The sequence below is a fragment of the Streptomyces sp. So13.3 genome (assembly GCF_005860785.2).
Taxonomy (GTDB): Bacteria; Actinomycetota; Actinomycetes; order Streptomycetales; family Streptomycetaceae; genus Actinacidiphila; species Actinacidiphila fildesensis.
The window spans coordinates 554392-571627 of the sequence record NZ_CP048835.1; the positions used below are offsets into that span (position 1 = coordinate 554392).

The following is a 17236-nucleotide window of genomic DNA, read 5'->3' on the forward strand; positions in this document are numbered from 1 at the left end:
TTCTCCTTGAGCGACTCGTCAACCGTTCTGGAACGTGTCCATCAGCTGTTGTTCCCCCTGCGACCACGCATCGTCGATCTTGGTCACCTTGTCGCGGAGGGATTTCATGTCCTTGACCATCGCGTCGCGGTGGACGGTCCAGTTGTCCGCGAAGTCGCCCATCGACAGATTGGCGTTGTGCTGACCCCAGAGCCCCTTGTCGTCGTTCTGGAAGTCCAACGCCCCCTCGAACTGGCTGATCAGTTCGTTGAGATCGCTGACCAGGTCCTTCAGGTCCTTCACCACCAGGTCTGCCATCACTGCTCCCGCGTGTCGTGGGTGGGTCCGCCGGGCCGGGCCGGCGCTGCCGAAGGGATCTGGGTGGTCAGCAGGCTGCCGCTGCCCAGGTGGACCAGTGCCGCGCCCGGCACGACCCTGGCGGCGATCTGAGAACGCGTCAGCCGGACGCCGACCAGGTCGCCGTCGCCCATGCCGGGAGGGGACAGCAGCGCGCCGCGCCGGTTCTTCTTGACCTCCGCCTGCCAGCCGGAGAAGCCCGCCGCTACCGAGGCGACGTTCCCGCCGAGGATCACGCCCCGGTTGCTCCCCGAAGCCTTGCGGACGAACGCCTTCAGCCAGTCCCGGCAGCGCAGGTCGCGCCATGCCTCGGCATCGTCGACCAGGAGCACCACCGGACCGTCACCGGGGTCCAGCAGTTCGGAGAACTCCCGCTCCGCCGGCTCCTCGCCGGTGATGACACCCCGCACCCCGGGCCGGCCCTCGAAGCCGCGCAGCGGGGAGTTCATGGGGGCACCGATGACGATCTCGGTGCCACCGCGCAGCAGCGACTCCGCCATGACGGCGAGTGCCGTGCTGCGCCCGGACCGGGACGGTCCGGCGACCAGGAAGGTCGGCTGATCACCCAGCAGGTCGGCCCCGACCGGCTCGAGGTCGTCGCCGCCGACCCCCACCAGTGCCCACATGGGGGCCGGGGTCCCGACCGCCTCCCACGCCTGCTCGAACGTGAGGTCCGTGGGCAGCACCGCGATCCGGTTCGGCCGCGCCGACTTCTCGACCCCCGCTTCCCGCTCGACGAGCCGGGCGGCCAGCGCATGCACCGCGGCCACCTGCGCCGGACCCGCCGGGTCGGCCGCCACCAGCGCGACCTGGGTCTCGATCGCGCTGCCCGCGCGGTAACCACGGCCCGGTGGCAGGTTCTCCGGGATCTTCCGCGGGTTCAGCCCGGCCAGGCTGGCGTCGCTGCGGTCCGACAGCCGCAGCACCAGCTTGTCCTCGCACAGCGAACTCATCCGGCCGGTCAGCAACATGCGGTCACCGGCGATGACCACGTGCACCCCGGCGCTGGCGCCCTCGCGGTGCAGGGTCTGGATCAGTTCGGTCAGCGCCCCGGCGTCGTACTCGTTGAGGGTTCCCATGAACCCTTCCCAGCGGTCGAGCAACAGCACGATATGGGGCAACCGCTCGGACTCCTGGGCGGCCGCCCGCTGCTCCGACACATCGGCGAAGCCTCCCTCACCGAGCAGTCGCTGACGGTTCCGCACCTCGGCGTCCAGGCGTTGCAGCAGCCGGACGGCCCGGTCGGTCTCCGAGCGCTGCACCACCGCGCCACAGTGCGGCAGCTTGGTGAGCGGAAGCAGGGCTCCGTTGCCGCAGTCGAGCCCGTACAGGTGCAGGTCGGCGACGCTGGACGCACTGGCCGCCGCGGCCGCGAAGGTCCGCAGCGCCGCGGAGCGCCCGGAGCGCGGGCCTCCGATGATGTGCAGGTGCCCGAAGGTGGCCAGGTCCACCGTCACGGGTTCCTGGCGCTGCTGCGTCGGCAGGTCCTGTACCGCCCAGGAGAAGGACGGATCCTCCCGGGTACCGCGGACCGGATCCGCCGCCAGCTCGACCACCGGCGACAGCGGCAGCGGCGGCGGCAGCCACGGCCGGCGCTGCGGGGCGATGCCCACCATGTCGTTGGCCTGTCTGATCGCTGTCACCAGGACTGACAGGTCGGTCAGTTCGTTGGTCTCGGCCGTGCTGTGCGGGCGCTGCGGCGCGGGCAGGCCGAGGTCCAGCCACGAGACCGGCTGCAGGAACGGGACGGCCACGACCGCTGTCCGGTCGGCCGGCGGGCGGCGGCCCCCACCCGGCCGGTCTGGAACGGGATCAGCGAGCTGTGCCCGAGCCGGGCGTAGCCCCGCCCCGGAGTCGACGCCGGGATGCTCGCGGCTTCCCGGGCATCGATGACATCGGTGCTCTCTCCGGAATCGGTCACCCGCAGCGCGACCCGCAGGTTGGTGTTGGCGCGGATTTCCGCCGACACCACACCGGACGGGCGTTGGGTCGCCAGGATCAGATGGATGCCCAGCGAACGGCCGCGCTGGGCGACGTTGACCAGGCCGGTGACGAAGTCGGGCAGCTCGCGCGCCATGGAGGCGAACTCGTCGATGACGATGAGCAGGCGTGGTATGGGAGCCAGTTCGGGCCGTCGGCTGGCGTAGTCGAGGTAGTCCTCCAGGTCTTTCGCGCCCGCGGCCGCGAGCCGGTGCTCGCGATGGGTCAACTCGGCGCTCAGCGAGGCCAGGGCCCGCTCGACGAGATGCGTGTCCAGGTCCGTCACCAGGCCGACGGTGTGGGGCAGTTGGACGCAGTCCTTGAACGCGGCACCGCCCTTGTAGTCGACCAGGACGAAGGTCATGGCGTCCGGGCGGTTGGCCACGGCCAGCGACGCCACCAGGGTCTGCAGGAACTCCGACTTGCCCGAACCGGTCGTGCCCGCCACCAGGCCGTGCGGGCCGTGGTTGACCAGGTCGAGCGCGAACGGGCCGCTGAGCGAATAGCCGACCACAGCCTTGGTGGTACGGCCCGAGGCACGCCAGCGGGCAGCGATCGAGGCACCGGTCGGCTCCTCCAGTCCGAGGACCTCCAGCAGGCGCGCGGCGGCCGGCAGCGCGGCCTCGCCCTGGTTGTCGCTGACATCGCGCAGGGGCGCCAGCCGGCACCCGGTCGCCGCGTACCAGCTGTCCGCCACCTCGTCCGCGAGGATGTCGTCGATCTGTGCCGCGCGCTGCTGCCGTAGGGTGGCCGGCCGCGCGGCGCCCCCGACCAGGACGGTCGCGCACTCCTCAGGCAGGGTGCGTTCGTCGGCGTCCACACAGATGCTGTAGACGCCGACCGCGGGTCCTTCCTGCAGGATCGTCACCATTCCGGGCAACGCCCGCAGTCGTCGGGCACCGTCCAGCACCACGACGACGTCCGGGTCGGCGAGCACCGCCCCGAAGCCGGCGTTGAGACGCGCCTGCTGACGTGCGTTGATGAGCTCGGTCAGCTCGGCGACCCGGCGGCCGAGCGTCTCGGCGTCGGCACCCAGCAGAGCCAGCGCCTGCTGCCCCAGCATCGGCCGGGTGTGCGGCAGCCAAGCCGCCCACTCCCATAGCGACTCCCCCGCCGGGTCGGTCAGGATGTACAGCTGCACGTCGCGAGGACTCTGCAGCACGGCCAGTTGACCGACCAGCCAGCGCGCGGTACGACGCGGCCAGTCGCCGAGCCCCGCGACACCGACGACACCCGTCTGCGCGATGGAGAAGGCCGCGGGGACGTCCCGCACCGCCCGGACTTCCCGTTGGCGGTGCGTGCCGTCGCCCCCCTCGACAGAGATCTTGGTGGGCAGGTCGGCGATGCCGACCCGGACCAGCAGGTGGTCAGGATCGGTGCGGCGGCGTTCCCAGAGCCGGGCCCGCGGACCGGTCGCGATGACGAGCAACTCGGCCGGGTCCGGGCTGGCGGCGCGGTAGTCCAAGCGTTCCTGCTCCAGCGCCGCCGTGATCTCGGCTTCGGTGGCCTCGAGCTGGGCCTGGTGTTCGGCCAGCTGACGCCGGTTGCTGATCCGGCCCTGACGCCGCCCGGTGAACCAGTTCCCGAGGACCATGACCGGCGACATCGCCGCCATCATCAGGAACAACGGGTTGTCCATCATCACCGCGAACGCGCCGCCGAAGACGGCGGGCAGCGCTGCCGCCAGCCAGGGCAGTGCGCTCGGTGCCGACGGCTTGGGCCGGTTCGGGAGGCGGAACGCGGTGCGCTGCTCGAAGGGAAGCAGCCGAGGGGGACGGTTGTAGTCCAGGTACTCACCCTCTGGCGAGGGTTCGACGACGGCATCCGGGCTCAGCAGCGGATACGCCTCCAGGATGGTTTTCCCGACCAGGAGTTGGGACGTCTCCCGCCAGGCGACCTCGTGGTCGGGCAGCGGGGTGCGGTCGAGCAGGGCGGAGGACGTGCCCGCGCGCACGTGCACCGAGGCGTCGAGGGACACCCGGACGACGGCGACCACCGCCGGCTGGTCACTGCCCATGATGATGCGGCAACCGGCACCGGATCCGATGCGGTGCTCGCCCGCGTCGAGGTACCAGACCCGCCCGGCGTCGGCGCCCGCCACGGCCCTGACCGTGGCCAGACCGGTGTCCGGGCCCGCGACGGGGCCGGGCGTGCCGAGCCACAGGACGGTGCCGTCGTGGATCCCGCTGTCCGCCAGGGGCGTGGAGAGGTCGAGCGGCTGATCGGCGAGATAGACCGCCGTCACACCCGGATCGCCGGACGGCGGGGTCTGCGACGCATCAAGGCTGTCCAGCAGGTTCTTGACGACGTCGCGGAGGACGGTGGTGGGATCGGCATCCACGACCACGTCGGCCGACCAGTCCGGTAGCCGGGCAATGGTGATCATCATGGGCATGGTTCCCCACCCTCATCAGTCCGGGCGCCCGAGCCGAGGGAGCGGCCGGCGCGGGGCGCACGTACGGCGCCGGCCGCTCTGGGCCGGCTACTTCTGGTTGAGGGAACCGGAGAGCTGGGTGTCCATGTCACGCAGCGCGTCCACGGCCTTGTCGAGCCACACCGACAGCTGGTCCAGGGTCTCCATGGCCTGATTGGCCGAGGTGACGAACTCGGTGTGCACTTCGTCGAACTTTCCCGATGCCTGCTCGGTGACGAAGCCGCTGGCCGTCAGGCCGTCGACGATGCTCTTGCACTGCGTGAGTTTGTCGTCGATATCGGCCTTGTTGGTGCGCATCGTGTTCGCGGTGTCCGACATCTCCTGGTAGGTGACGTTCAGATTCGCCATGGTGTGTCCCTTCTGGTGTCGCCGAGCGTCTCGGTACGCACCGACTCGTTCGGCACGGACGCTGCCGATGCTAGGAACGGACCCAGTGGCGGTCCAGAACACCGGCTGGAGGCTTGGGCCCAAGGGCCCAAGCCCTCCCCCTGCCCGGCGTTGACACTTCCCTGGCGGGAAGGCCAACGTTCGGGGCACGACGAAAACCCCGTGCGCTCCGCTCGTGGTGGGGCAGCTCCTGACGACGCGGCCAGCCGCGCCTGGCGGGGTGCGCGCCCGACACGACCAGCCGCCCACAACCGAGGGGCCACAGGTGACACTGCCGAGCCGATCCGCTGATCGCGTTCCTCGCCGCGGCGACTGGCGTGCCCGGCTGCGCAGGTCGCGAAGGACCGAGGCACGATCGGGGCCGGCCCGGGGCGCCGATCACGGCCTGTGGACCGTGGACCGGGTCGTACGCGTCCTGGCCACCGCCTGCGACCGCGAGAACCGCGGTGTTCCCGTGGCCCATGTGGTCGTCGTCGGACCCGACACCGTCTGGCTTCGCCTCAAGACCCCCGACGAGCGTCCCCCCGTCGGGTGGACCGCCGATCACGGCGGCCGGACCTGGCATGCGCGGCTGCGCATGCTGCAGAGCGCGAGTGTGGCGGAGTCACTGCCGGACCCGTACCCGAAGCTGGTCTCGCTCGGCGACACCGCCTCGGGCTTCGCGCTGCTGAACCTCAGTCAGGTCGGCGGCATCATCAGCCTGGAGGGCGACGCCCGGCAGGCAAGGGCCCTGGCCGAGGCGTGGACCCGCGAGCTCACCACGAGCCCGTGGTCACAGGGTGTGCAGGTGGTCCGGATCGGGTTCAGACCAGGGGCCGCGGAGCGGTTCGGATCGGCCGAGTCACCGACCCAGGCCCTGACCGACGGCGATGCCGCGCTGGACGACGTGAGCGGCGGGGTGGCACTGCTGGTCGGTCTGCCCGGCGGCCGTGACCGCCAACGCGAACGCATCACCAAGCTGGCGGACGATCCGGACGGACGCTGGTCGGTGGTCGTCGTCGGCCGGGTCGACCAGCCGCGGTGGCGCTTCACCATCGACGCGAACGGTGTCGTGGACACCGGCCTCCTGGACGAGCCCGTGGCACGCCGGCTGCATCCGTCATCGGACGCGCCCGCCCATGAGGAGGCGGGTGCCGATCCTGCCGGCCACCCCGTCGGCGGGGCCGCACCCGAGAACCGCCGGAGAGGAGGGCCGTTCACCCGCCGCTGGGTGATCGTGGCGACCGCGGTCGGCGCCTGCCTGATGGGCACTGCCCTCGTTCTCACGCTGAAGGACTCCTCATCGTCCTCCGCACCCGGGGCCAAGGCCCCCGGCACCCAGGGGGCTCCCCAGGACGCCGCCACTTCGAAGCCGACGGCGAGCACTCCCCCCGCGAGCGGGGGAACCACCAACGGGGGCAATGCCGGAACGGCGACCGCGCTGGTGAACCCCGGCACCGGCAAGTGCCTCAGCGGATCGAAGGCCTCGGACGGCACACCGCTGATCCTGGCGGCGTGCGACGGCAGCGCGAACCAGAAGTGGGACCCCTCGAACGGCACGGTCCGGACGAAAGGCCTCTGCATGGACGCCGCCTGGGGTGCCACCGCCCCCGGCACGGTGGTGCAGCTCGCGAACTGCAGCGGCAATCCGGCGCAGCGGTTCTCCGTCCGCGCCGGCAACAGCACCGTCTACTCCGAGCAGGCCAAACTGTGCGTGGGCACGGTGAACGGCGGCACGGCGATCCAGCTGCTTCCCTGCGGCCACAACAAGGCTGAGGCGGTCTTCAAACGAGGCTGAACGCCGAACTGGCGCAGGTGGTAGCCGGCGGCGAGCCCTGGCTGGGCCGCCGCCGATCACTGCACCCGCGCGGCGTGGGTCATTCGGCTCCCGCTGCGGCGGTGGCTGCCGCAGCAGCGGTGCCGGTCCGGCCGAAGACGAGCGCGACCAGGGCCAGGCCCACAACGGCGCCGGCGAGTTGGGCGCCGATGAAGCCGGGCACCGAGCTCGGGGCGATCCCGGCGAAGGTGTCGGTGAAAGCCCGGCCGATCGTCACCGCCGGATTGGCGAACGACGTCGACGAGGTGAACCAGTAGGCGGCACCGATGTACGAGGCGACGGCGACCGGTGCGAAGCGCAGTCGGCCGGTGCGGGCCAGGCCGAAGATCAGCAGGACGAGTCCGGCGGTGGCGACGACCTCGCCCAGCAGCAGGTGTCCGGTCGAGCGGTCGTGCGTGGACCACTTCACGAGCGGTTCGCCGAACATCGCGTCCGCCAGGACCGCGCCGCCGATCGCCCCGACCACTTGCGCGGGGAGGTACACGGCAACCTCGCGGCCGGTCACGCCTGCGCCGCCGCGCCGTGCGTTCCACCACTCGGCGAGGGTGACGGCGGGGTTGAAGTGGGCACCGGAGACCGGGCCTAGCAGCAGGACCAGGATGCCGAGGCCGAAGACCGTGGCAGTGGAGTTGGCCAGCAGTTGCAGGCCCACATCCTTGCTGAGCCGGGTTGCCTGGATGCCGGAGCCGACGACCACAGCCACGAGGGCGGCGGTGCCGACCAGTTCCGCTGCCGCCCGGTGGGCCAGCGGGACGCGGGGCGGGGTGGCGCCCGGGGCAGGCTGGGGGCCGGTCTCAGGTATGGGCGGCGATTCCGCCGTGGTCGCGGCGCCGGCCTCGGTGGCACTCAACGGGACTCCTCAATGCAGGTACGGAGATCAGGGGCAGGAACGCTTGAGGTTGCCCTCGGCGGTGGCGCGAGCGGTGGCGGCGAGCTCGGTGAAGGACCCGGCCAGGGCTTCCATGACGTCCGGCCGCAGCTTGTAGTACGTGAATCGGCCGCAGGGTTCGGTATCGACCACGCCTGCCTCGCGCAGCACCCTGAGGTGGTTCGAGAGGTTGGTCTGTCTGGCCCCGGTCTCCTCCACCAGGTGCGTGGTGCACAAGGTCTCCCGGGCGAGAAGGGTCACGATCTGCAGCCTGAGCGGGTCGGCGAGAACCCGCATCAGGTCAGTGTCGACTGACGTCATCATCTGCTGATACTTTCACATCAGTGAGCGCTGATGCCAGCTCCCGCCCACGACGCTCGCCGACAGAAGGAACGAGAACACCGTGTCCGACAAGCCATCCGTCCTCTTCGTCTGCGTCCACAACGCCGGCCGCTCCCAGATGGCGGCCGCATGGCTCACCCACCTGGCCGGAGACCGCGTCGAGGTCCGCTCCGCCGGCTCCGCCCCCGGCGCCCAGGTGAATCCGGCGGCAGTGGAGGCGATGCGCGAGGTCGGCATCGACATCTCGGCGGAGATCCCCAAGGTACTGACGGTCGAGTCCGTCCAGGCGTCCGACGTCTGCATCACGATGGGCTGCGGCGACGTCTGCCCGGTCTTCCCCGGCAAGCGGTACCTGGACTGGAAGCTGGAGGACCCGGCCGGCCAGGGCGTCGAGGCCGTCCGCCCGATCCGCGATGAGATCAAGGCCCTCATCGAGAACCTGATCGCCGAGATCGCCCCGGAGCCCGCCGCATGAGCGCGGTCGGCCGGTTGGGTCCGCCGGTACGCGCTGTCGGAGCCGTTCGCTAAGGTCTGCGGCCATGACTGAGTTCACTGCGGAAACATGGCCGGAACCTCCCCTCGCCGGTACCGAGGCGGCAGCCGTCCTCGGCGCCCTCGAACGCCAGCGGGCCACGCTCGCCTGGAAGTGCTCCGGCCTGGACAGCGCCGGTCTGCAAGCCACGGTTGGCGCATCCACCGTCACTCTGGGCGGGCTGCTCAAACATCTGGCGCACGTGGAAGACAGCCACTTCGCCCGGCTGTGGCTCGGCTCCGCCGCCGGCGCCCCCTGGGACACCGTCGACTGGGACAGCGTCCCCGACTGGGACTACCGCTCGGCCGCCGAGGACACTCCCGAGCAACTGCGCACTCTCTGGCAGGAATCGGTCGCCCGCTCCCGTGCCACCGTTGACCAAGCACTCAGCGAGGGCGGACTGGATCAGCTCGGCGCCTATGTCACCCGCAGCGGCGAACACCCCAACCTCCGCCGCATCCTGCTGGACCTCATCGAGGAGTACGCCCGCCACGTCGGTCACGCCGACCTCATCCGCGAATCCGTCGACGGCCTGACGGGCGAGGATCCGCCGAGGTGATCAGGCCGCGTGCGCGGGCGTCCGCTTCCTGGGCGGTGTTCCGGCGGTCGTAACGCCCTCGGGACGGGGTCCGGAACCCGTCGCCGGGAGCGTGGGCGGTCAGTACGGTCGTGACCGGTGGGACGCGACGGGGACGGAGATCCTGATGGGTGCGGCGGACGGATCGCGGGATGTACGTGCGTGGCTGCGGGGTCTGGAGGTGTTCGCCGGCCCCCTCGCCACGTTCGACCCGGCATCGGCTCCGGCCGAGCCGGTCGCGCTCTTCCTGGAGTGGCTGACGGAGGCGATCGAGGCCCGGCTGCCCGGGCCTGACTCCCGCGGGACCCTGTTACGAAGTCGGCTTCGCGTAATCTCCGTAGCCGGTCCAGTCCAGCGCCACGCAGGGTTCGTCGCCGACCACCCAGGCGTCGTGTCCTGGTGCGATCTGGATGAAGTCGCCCGGACCCGCCTCGGCGCTCTCGCCGTCGTCCATGACGACCTTGATCCGGCCGCTCACCACGTACCCGGTATGGGCCGACTGGCAGCTGTCGGTGCCGGCCATCGGCTTGATGTGCTCGGACCAGCGCCAGCCAGGCTCAAAGACCGCCCGACCGACCGGTCCACCATCGGTTTCGAGCAGGTCCAGCCTGCCCTTGCCGTCCTCGAACGGTCTTGTCTCGTCAGCGGAGTCGAAACTCCGGAACACCAGTCCGGTCATGATCAACCACCTCAGCGGGAAATGGCCCCGAGTCCACCTCCAGCCTAGACCCGCCCCGGGTACGTGGCGATTCAGCCGATGAGCGGCGGAGCCCGACCACCGCCCGTCACGTACTTTCATTACGCCGGGGTCACGCCGCCCTCTCGCGTCATGAAGGTCCGACGTGGCCGCCCTTGCCGTAGAGAGCTGCCGGCTCGGTCGTGGGGCCGGTGGGCGGGATCATCAGGCCCGCTACCAGGGCCGCGAGCAGCAGGATGCCGGCCACCCACCAGAGGGTGGAGGTGTATCCGCTCATGGTCGCTTCGGCGAGCGGCTTCGACAGCGACGGTGGGAGCCCTCGCTGGCTGCTGGCGCGCCCGCTCCGGGCCAGCTCGTCAAGGCCTGGCGGGAGCCCGGACAGATCGTGCACCCGGGCGACGATGGCCGAGCCGAGGATGCTGCTGAACCCCACGACTCCGATCAAACCCCCGAACTGTTGAGCGGCGTTCACCGATGCCGAGGTCACACCGGAGTCCTGCGGGGTGGTGCCGGCCGTCGCGATGGCGAAGAGCGGCATCAAGGCCATGCCTGTGCCGAGACCGGTGAGGAGCATGCTCGGCAGCACCTGGGCGGAGTAGGTGCTGTCGAGCGTGAGGCGCGTCAGGAGCAGAACGCCGACGGCCACGAGTGCCAGGCCCGGCACCATCAAGGCGCGGGGTCCGACGCGGTGCAGCAGGCGGGCGGAGATCTGGGTGGACCCGATGACCATCGCGCCGACTGTGGGCAGGAAGGCGACGCCGGACCGGAACGGGTCGTAACCGAGGACATCCTGGAGATAAAAGGTCTCGGTCAGGAACAGCGCGACAAGTCCCATACTTGCCACGACCATGGTGAGGAAGGCGCCGAGGCGGGCTCGGTCCCTGAAGACGTAGGGCGGCAGGAACGGGGTCGACGCCTGGGTCTGCCACCCCACGAAGGCCGCGAGCAGCAGGACGCCACCCACCAGTAGGGCCGCGATCCGGGGGTCGGTCCAGCCCCATGTCCCGGCCTTGTTGAAGCCGAGGGTGAGGGCGAAGAGTCCGCCGGTGCCGAGCACCGCGCCGAGTAGGTCCAGGCGCACCGCAGTGCGGCCCGGACGCTCGTGCACCAGGGTGGCCGCGCCGATCCCGGCGACCACGGCGATCAGGACGTTGATGTACAGACCGAGGCGCCAGTCCAGTTTCGTGACCACCCAACCGCCCACGAGCAGTCCGATCGCCGAGCCGCCGCCGGCAATGACACCGAAGACCCCGAAGGCCCTGCCGCGCTCCTTCGGGTCGGTGAAGGAGGTGGCCAGCAGGGACAGCGCCGACGGCCACAGCAGAGCGGCGAAGACACCCTGCAGCGCCATGGCCCAGATGAGCATGTCGCCGCCCGCGGCCGCGCCGCCGAGCGCGGAGGCCACCGCGAAGCCGGCCAGACCGATGATCAGCGCCCGTTTACGGCCCATGAGATCCGCGATGCGCCCGCCGAGGAGGAGCAGACCCCCGAAGGCGAGGGGATGGGCGAGGTACAGCAGGCTCAGGTCGTCGTGAGGGATCTGCAGATCGGCCATGACGGCCGGCTCGATCATGTCCAGGTACGACCCATTGATCAGCACCAGCAACTGTGCCAGCGTGATCACCGCCAGGCCCCACCAGCGCCGGGGATGCGGGCCGTGGACGTCCGCCGGGACAGGGGGCGCGGGCCAGGAGCCGGGGTACGGCCCCGGTGGCGGGCCGAAGCCCGGAGCCGGACGGAAGTCCGCCGGGGCCGTCGGGGTGTACACGGGCATGGGGGGCAGCGGCTGGACGGGGACGACGGAAGCCGGGGCCGGCGGAGCGGTCCGCATCGCAGGGGCATAGTCCAGCAACTGAGCCGCATGTCGGCCGAGTTGGGCCAGCACGGGGCCAGGGAGCCATTCGCCGTTCCCGTCCGCCGCCGTGTGCGCCGCGATCTGCTGCAGTGCGGGCCGCTCGGCCGGGTTCTTGTGCAGACAGGCGCGTACGAGATCGACCAGCGATTCCGGTACACCGGTCAGGTCCGCTTCCTCCTCGGCGATCCGGAAGAGGTGGGCGTTGAGGCCGGTGTCCGTGGCGCCGAACAGGAGGCGCCCGGTGGCGGCGTAGACGAGCACGGCACCCAAGCAGAAGACGTCGCTGGCGGGGGTGAGTTCAAGGCCGCGTACCTGCTCCGGCGACATGAACCCCGGGGAGCCGATCAGCATGCCGGTGCGGGTGTGCAGGCTGTCCCCGGCGAGGCTGTCCATCGCCCGAGCGATGCCGAAGTCGATGACGCGGGGGCCGTCGACGGTGACGAGGACGTTGGACGGCTTCAGGTCGCGGTGGATCAGGCCCACCTCGTGAACAGCCTGCAGCGCGAGGGCGAGGCGGTTGGCGAGGGTGCGTACCGAATGCTCGGGCAGCGGTCCGAAGTCCTTGGCGACCACCGTCTGCAGGTCCGGCCCCGGGATGTACTGGGTCGCCACCCAGGGCACGGCGGCCTCGGTGTCGGCGTCGAGCACGTCCGCCGTCCAGGCCCCGCCCACCCGACGGGCCGCCGCTACCTCTCGCGCGAACCGCTTGCGGAATTCGGGGTGCTGAGCGTGCTCGGCCTGCACCACCTTCACGGCCACGGTCCGTCCGGCCTCCGAACGGCCCAGGTAGACCAGACCCATTCCGCCCGCGCCCAGGCGGGCGATCAGGCGGTACGGGCCCATATGGGTCGGGTCTTCGGTGATCAACTGGTCCACCGCAGCAAGATACTTGAGGAGCCAGGACCCCGGTGTCCGATTCTGGAGTCCGGTGCGGAAGTCCCTTATGCGGGGCGGTGTCGCGACTGCGGCCATCTGCGAGCAACCCGTCCCGCGTGCGGTTCACCCGCTCCGGCGCGTCCTGTCGGCCCTGGTCGGTAAGGTCCTATCGATCGAGCAGCTGGAGCCGCCACCCATGAGCGCACCCCCGACACCCGTACCCCTGACCCCTGGCTGGCCGCACTGCGGGCATGGTGCGGATCCGGCTCACGACCCCATTGGCTGCCGAGGCGTCCACACCCCTGGCAGTACCGCCTGCCTGGCTCACCTCGCCGACGCCGACCGCGCCGCCCACCTCGCCGGCCTGACGTCCGGCAGTGATGTGGACCTCCGCGGAACCCCGCTCACCCGGTCCCTCCTCAACCAGGTCCTCGACGCGGTGCGCGACCCCGCCACGGGGAACCCGCATTTCGGCTCCGCCTACTTCGCCGAGGCGACGTTCCGCGAGAACGTCCGGTTCAACGGGGCGCGGTTCACCGGACCCGCCTGGTTCCACGGTGCACGGTTCACCGGGCAAGCCCGCTTCCGCGAGGTCCAGTTCCACGACGCCGTCTGGTTCACCGAGGCGCAGTTCTCCAAGAGTGTCTGGTTCAGCGGGACACGGTTCATGAAGGACGCCTGGTTCGACGGGACGCGGTTCGTTGAGGACGCCGCGTTCGACATGGCGCAGTTCACCGAGGATGCCCACTTCGACAGAGCGGAGTTCAGCGGACCTGCTGGATTCCGCGAGACCCGGTTCAGCGAGAACGCCTGGTTCAGCGAGGCTGAATTCGCCGTTAATGCCTCGTTCGACACGGCCTGCTTCACCAAGGGCGCCCGGTTCCTCGATGCGCGGTTCAGCGGCGAAGCCGGTTTCGACGGGGTTCAGTTCAGTGGGGACGCCCAGTTCGATGGAGCGCAGTTCGCTGGGGACGCCCAGTTCCTTGCGACGCAGTTCACCGGGGAAGCCGGTTTCGACGGGGCGCAGTTCAGTGGGGACGCCCGGTTCTCCAGCGCGCGGTTTGCGGCAGCGTCGTCCTTCGGGCCGGTGCTCTGTGCCCGGACAGTCAATCTGAGCGGCGCGGTATTCGAGACGCCGGTGACCCTCGAAATCGCGGCGCGTCGAGTGGACTACGTACGGACCCGATGGGAGGCGACGATGACGATGCGGCTCCGCTACGCGGCAGTGGACCTCAGCCACGCGGTCCTGTCCGCCCCCGCCGCGGTCACCGCCCACCCGGCTCCCTTCGCCTACCGCGCGCCGAGCGGCGAGAGCCTGTTGGCCGGGGCAGCTCCCCAGGCCACGGTGCAATCGGTTCAGGGTGTCGATGCCGCGCACCTGGTCCTGACCGACACCGATCTGACCAAGTGCCTGTTCTCCGGGGCCTTCCATCTCGACCAGCTCCGCTTGGAGGGCCGCTGCACTCTCGCCCCGGCCCCCGCCGGCTGGCACCTCCGCGGCATCTGGCCCTACCGGTGGACCCGCCGGCGGACGTTGGCGGAAGAGCACCACTGGCGCGCCCGGAACGCCGGCCAACCCGCACCGGTGGCCGGCCGGCCACCGTCGGCCCGGGTCTGGAGCGAAGGTCCTCACCACCCCGACCCCGGCCTCACTCCCGACCCCGAAGACGTGGCCGCGCTCTACCGACAGTTGCGCAAAGCGTTCGAGGACGGCAAGAACGAGCCTGGCGCCGCCGACTTCTACTACGGCGAGATGGAGATGCGCCGCCACGACCGCGCCTCCACCCCCCGCGGCGAACGCGGCCTGTTGTGGGGCTACTGGCTGCTCTCCGGGTACGGCCTGCGCTCCTCCCGCGCCCTGGCCTGGCTACTGGCAGCCATGTCGGTGACCATCCTCCTACTCAGCGGTTTCGGACTGCCCGACCACGACCCCGACCCCGCCACCACAGGAACCCTCCGCGGCAGCGCCATCAGCCTCACCACCAGCTCACCGGATCCTTCCCTGCGCGGCAGTCTCAGCCGGCGCATGACCGCGGCGCGCACCGAGAAAGCCACTCGCGTCGCCGTCAACTCCGTGGTCTTCCGCTCCTCCGGACAGAACCTCACCACTGCCGGCACCTACATCGAGATGACTTCCCGTCTGCTGGAACCCATCCTCCTGGCCCTGGCCGCACTCGCCGTACGCGGACGCATCAAACGCTGACCGCCGCCATGCGGGCACCGGCCCGATCGTCCGCGCTGAATGCCCAGGAGGCAGCCACGCCTTCATCACTCCAAGTCATTGCACCACTACTCACTGTCTCAACTCCCACGTCCGGTCCAGCGTCAGCACCCCATGGTCGGCACAGTGAGCGGGATCGGCATTGTCGTGGAACGCTGGTAGAGGAGCTGCCGACCGGCCTGCTCAGAGGGCCGCTCCGTGCGACTCCCCTGATCACGGAGGCACCTATGGCCAGCAACGTCAACCAGGCGCAGGCCGCAGGCACCCGTACCGGCGGGTCATCGTTCGCCAGTCAGTCCGGTTGGATTGTGTTCGCGGCGATCATGATGATCTTCAGCGGCGCCATGGCCATCCTCGAGGGGATTTCCGCCATCGCCAAGGACGACCTGTTCGTCAGAACCACGAACTACACGTTCCAGTTCAACCTGACCAGCTGGGGCTGGATCCATCTCATCCTGGGCATCATCGTGCTTCTCGCCGGCTGCGCTCTCTTCTCCGGAGCCCTGTGGGCGCGCGCCGTGGGCGTCATCCTCGTCGGACTGAGCCTGATCGCCAACTTCATGTGGGTGCCCTACAACCCGTTCTGGGCGATCGTCCTGATCGCCATCGACATCTTCGTCATCTATGCCCTGTGCACCCCCGCACGCTCCGGGACATCAGCAGCCCGATCCTGACCGACGAGTGCCGCCGCCGTGAGTTGAGCAGATCCCATCTGCTCAACTCACCGAACGCGGCTCTCCCGTGGAGGCAGCCATGGTGCTTGACCTCGTCGTCATCGGTCTGGCCATCACCTTGGGGCCCCTGCACAACACCGCGTTCATCCTGCTTCTCTCGGGGCTCAAAGGAGTGCGCAAGGGACTGGCGTTCATCCTGGCCTGGCTGGCGTGTCTGGTACTTGTCATCGCCGGAGTGGTCCTGGTGACCGGCGGGGAACCCCTCGTGCACAAGAGTGCGCCGTCCACCGCCGCCCTGGCCGTGAAACTGTTGCTGGGCTTCGGCATGGTGTTCTACGGCGAGCGCAAACGGCGCCGTGGGCGCCGGCCACGCCAGTCCCCCAAGTGGTTCGCCCGACTCGACAACATATCCCTGTGGTCCGCGGCGGGACTGGGAATCCTGCTCCAGCCATGGGGCATCGTCGCCGCCGGTGGAGCGACGGTGGTGCAGGCGAACCTGTCGTCCCTCGCCACCTACCTGGCCTTGATCGGCTACGTCCTGCTGGCCACCTCCAGCCTGCTGGTCATGGAGCTCTACGCCACCTTCAGGCCGACCGCCGCCGCGACCGGACTCAGCGGTCTGCGCTCCTGGATCGAGGGTCACCAGGACCAGGCGATCGTGAGCCTGTCGCTCGGACTCGGCCTATGGCTGGTGGGACAGAGCCTTTACGGACTCGTCAGTTGAGACCACAACCGGCGACCTGAGAACAACCGCGACCGACGGAGAAGACCATGAACCAATCGGTGAGCCTGGCATCGGACTATCCGATGCTGAACCTGTTCTGGACCATAGCGGTCATCTTTCTGTGGGTGCTGTGGTTCATGCTGCTGTTCCGTGTCATCGCTGACATCTTCCGTGACCACGAGCTGAACGGCTGGATGAAGGCCTTCTGGGCGTTCTTCGTCCTGGTCCTGCCGTTCCTGGGCGTCTTCGTGTACCTGATCGTCCGGGGCAGCGGCATGCACGAGCGCGACGTGCACCAGGCCAGGCGCCACGAGGAGGAGTTCCAGACGTACGTGCGTGCCGCCGCCGGCACCAGCAGCACCACCGACGAGCTCGCCAGGCTCGCCGAACTCAAGAAGCACGGCGACATCACGGACAAGGAATTCGAGCAGGCCAAGACCAAACTCCTGGCCTGAGGGCGGAGCGGCAGACCGCTCTTCTCAGCCCGCGACGAGCCTGACGTCCTGCTGCCCGGCCACGTGGAGCCTCGGCAGGGGGAGACCTCCGCTGGAGTCCAGTTCCATCACGGTGGCTTCAACACGGACGGCGCCTGCTGTGACGGTGCCCCGGGCGAGCTTCTCGGAGTTGACCCAACGGTGCTCCGTCTGGTCGCAGACGGCGTTGGTGCCACCGATGCCGTAGCGGACACGGGTGTCGCCCTGGGACACGGAGGAGGACACGAACACGGGGTTCTGTCCACTTGCACAGCGGTAGGTGCCGGAGAGGGTGATGGTCCCGTCGGCTGCGAGACTACCGGTTGGGTCGACGGTCACTACCTCGCTCGGGTCCGCCGATGCCATGGGGACATTGAGCAGGAGCAGCAGCGCGGCACTGGCGACGGCGCCGAGAACGGGGCGCAAGGACATGAGGGCACCTCT

The 17236-nt window shown here is 69.9% G+C and carries 16 protein-coding genes; 7 read left to right on the forward strand and 9 right to left on the reverse strand.

The window, feature by feature from the left end:
- Positions 1-18: 18 nt before the first annotated feature.
- The 4 genes from C8250_RS02515 to C8250_RS02525 all read right to left on the reverse strand — a co-directional run bounded on the left by C8250_RS02515 (position 19) and on the right by C8250_RS02525 (position 5098).
- Positions 19-297, reverse strand: a complete 279-nt coding sequence (locus C8250_RS02515) for a hypothetical protein (RefSeq protein WP_138352400.1) — start codon at positions 295-297, stop codon at positions 19-21.
- Positions 297-2090 carry an FtsK/SpoIIIE domain-containing protein gene (locus C8250_RS44700; protein ID WP_307811425.1) on the reverse strand — a complete coding sequence of 598 codons (1794 nt, stop codon included), beginning with the start codon at positions 2088-2090 and terminating at the stop codon, positions 297-299. Before C8250_RS44700 ends, C8250_RS02515 begins: the two co-directional genes overlap by 1 nt.
- Positions 1997-4711 (reverse strand): FtsK/SpoIIIE domain-containing protein, encoded by a 2715-nt coding sequence (locus tag C8250_RS44705; protein WP_306664980.1) that lies wholly within the window; start codon positions 4709-4711, stop codon positions 1997-1999. Before C8250_RS44705 ends, C8250_RS44700 begins: the two co-directional genes overlap by 94 nt.
- A gap of 87 nt (positions 4712-4798) precedes the next feature.
- Positions 4799-5098: a WXG100 family type VII secretion target gene (locus C8250_RS02525; RefSeq protein WP_138352399.1), complete on the reverse strand. Its 300-nt coding sequence runs from the start codon at positions 5096-5098 to the stop codon at positions 4799-4801.
- A 433-nt stretch (positions 5099-5531) separates the two neighbouring features.
- Between C8250_RS02525 and C8250_RS43265 the strand changes: the two genes are divergently transcribed.
- Positions 5532-6914, forward strand: a complete 1383-nt coding sequence (locus C8250_RS43265) for an RICIN domain-containing protein (protein WP_244808950.1) — start codon at positions 5532-5534, stop codon at positions 6912-6914.
- 79 nt (positions 6915-6993) lie between these two features.
- Here the strand turns inward: C8250_RS43265 and C8250_RS02535 are convergent, their stop codons facing one another.
- Both C8250_RS02535 and C8250_RS02540 read right to left on the reverse strand, forming a co-directional pair.
- Entirely contained in the window at positions 6994-7803 is an 810-nt protein-coding gene (locus C8250_RS02535; protein ID WP_138352398.1) for an MIP/aquaporin family protein, read from the reverse strand.
- Between the two features lie 27 nt (positions 7804-7830).
- The gene (locus C8250_RS02540; protein WP_138352397.1) at positions 7831-8145 is read right to left on the reverse strand and encodes a metalloregulator ArsR/SmtB family transcription factor; all 315 of its coding nucleotides are present in this window, start codon (positions 8143-8145) and stop codon (positions 7831-7833) included.
- A 79-nt stretch (positions 8146-8224) separates the two neighbouring features.
- On the opposite strand from C8250_RS02540, the gene C8250_RS02545 reads away from it, so the two are divergent.
- Both C8250_RS02545 and C8250_RS02550 read left to right on the forward strand, forming a co-directional pair.
- Positions 8225-8638: an arsenate reductase ArsC gene (locus C8250_RS02545; protein WP_138352396.1), complete on the forward strand. Its 414-nt coding sequence runs from the start codon at positions 8225-8227 to the stop codon at positions 8636-8638.
- A 64-nt stretch (positions 8639-8702) separates the two neighbouring features.
- On the forward strand, positions 8703-9254 hold the full coding sequence (locus C8250_RS02550; RefSeq protein ID WP_138352395.1) for a DinB family protein: 552 nt from the start codon (positions 8703-8705) through the stop codon (positions 9252-9254).
- Between the two features lie 328 nt (positions 9255-9582).
- Here the strand turns inward: C8250_RS02550 and C8250_RS02555 are convergent, their stop codons facing one another.
- Both C8250_RS02555 and C8250_RS43270 read right to left on the reverse strand, forming a co-directional pair.
- Positions 9583-9951: a cupin domain-containing protein gene (locus tag C8250_RS02555; protein WP_138352394.1), complete on the reverse strand. Its 369-nt coding sequence runs from the start codon at positions 9949-9951 to the stop codon at positions 9583-9585.
- Between the two features lie 148 nt (positions 9952-10099).
- Positions 10100-12700, reverse strand: coding sequence for an MDR family MFS transporter (locus C8250_RS43270; RefSeq protein WP_244808951.1), 2601 nt, complete (start codon positions 12698-12700; stop codon positions 10100-10102).
- Between the two features lie 196 nt (positions 12701-12896).
- Between C8250_RS43270 and C8250_RS02570 the strand changes: the two genes are divergently transcribed.
- The 4 genes from C8250_RS02570 to C8250_RS02585 all read left to right on the forward strand — a co-directional run bounded on the left by C8250_RS02570 (position 12897) and on the right by C8250_RS02585 (position 16774).
- Positions 12897-14903, forward strand: coding sequence for a pentapeptide repeat-containing protein (locus C8250_RS02570; protein ID WP_138352393.1), 2007 nt, complete (start codon positions 12897-12899; stop codon positions 14901-14903).
- Between the two features lie 245 nt (positions 14904-15148).
- Positions 15149-15595 (forward strand): hypothetical protein, encoded by a 447-nt coding sequence (locus C8250_RS02575; RefSeq protein WP_138352392.1) that lies wholly within the window; start codon positions 15149-15151, stop codon positions 15593-15595.
- 79 nt (positions 15596-15674) lie between these two features.
- Positions 15675-16319: a GAP family protein gene (locus C8250_RS02580; RefSeq protein ID WP_138352391.1), complete on the forward strand. Its 645-nt coding sequence runs from the start codon at positions 15675-15677 to the stop codon at positions 16317-16319.
- A 47-nt stretch (positions 16320-16366) separates the two neighbouring features.
- On the forward strand, positions 16367-16774 hold the full coding sequence (locus C8250_RS02585; protein ID WP_138352390.1) for an SHOCT domain-containing protein: 408 nt from the start codon (positions 16367-16369) through the stop codon (positions 16772-16774).
- Positions 16775-16798: 24 nt separating this feature from the next.
- On the opposite strand, the gene C8250_RS02590 is transcribed toward C8250_RS02585, so the two are convergent.
- Entirely contained in the window at positions 16799-17224 is a 426-nt protein-coding gene (locus tag C8250_RS02590; RefSeq protein WP_138352389.1) for a DUF6299 family protein, read from the reverse strand.
- Positions 17225-17236 lie beyond the last annotated feature (12 nt).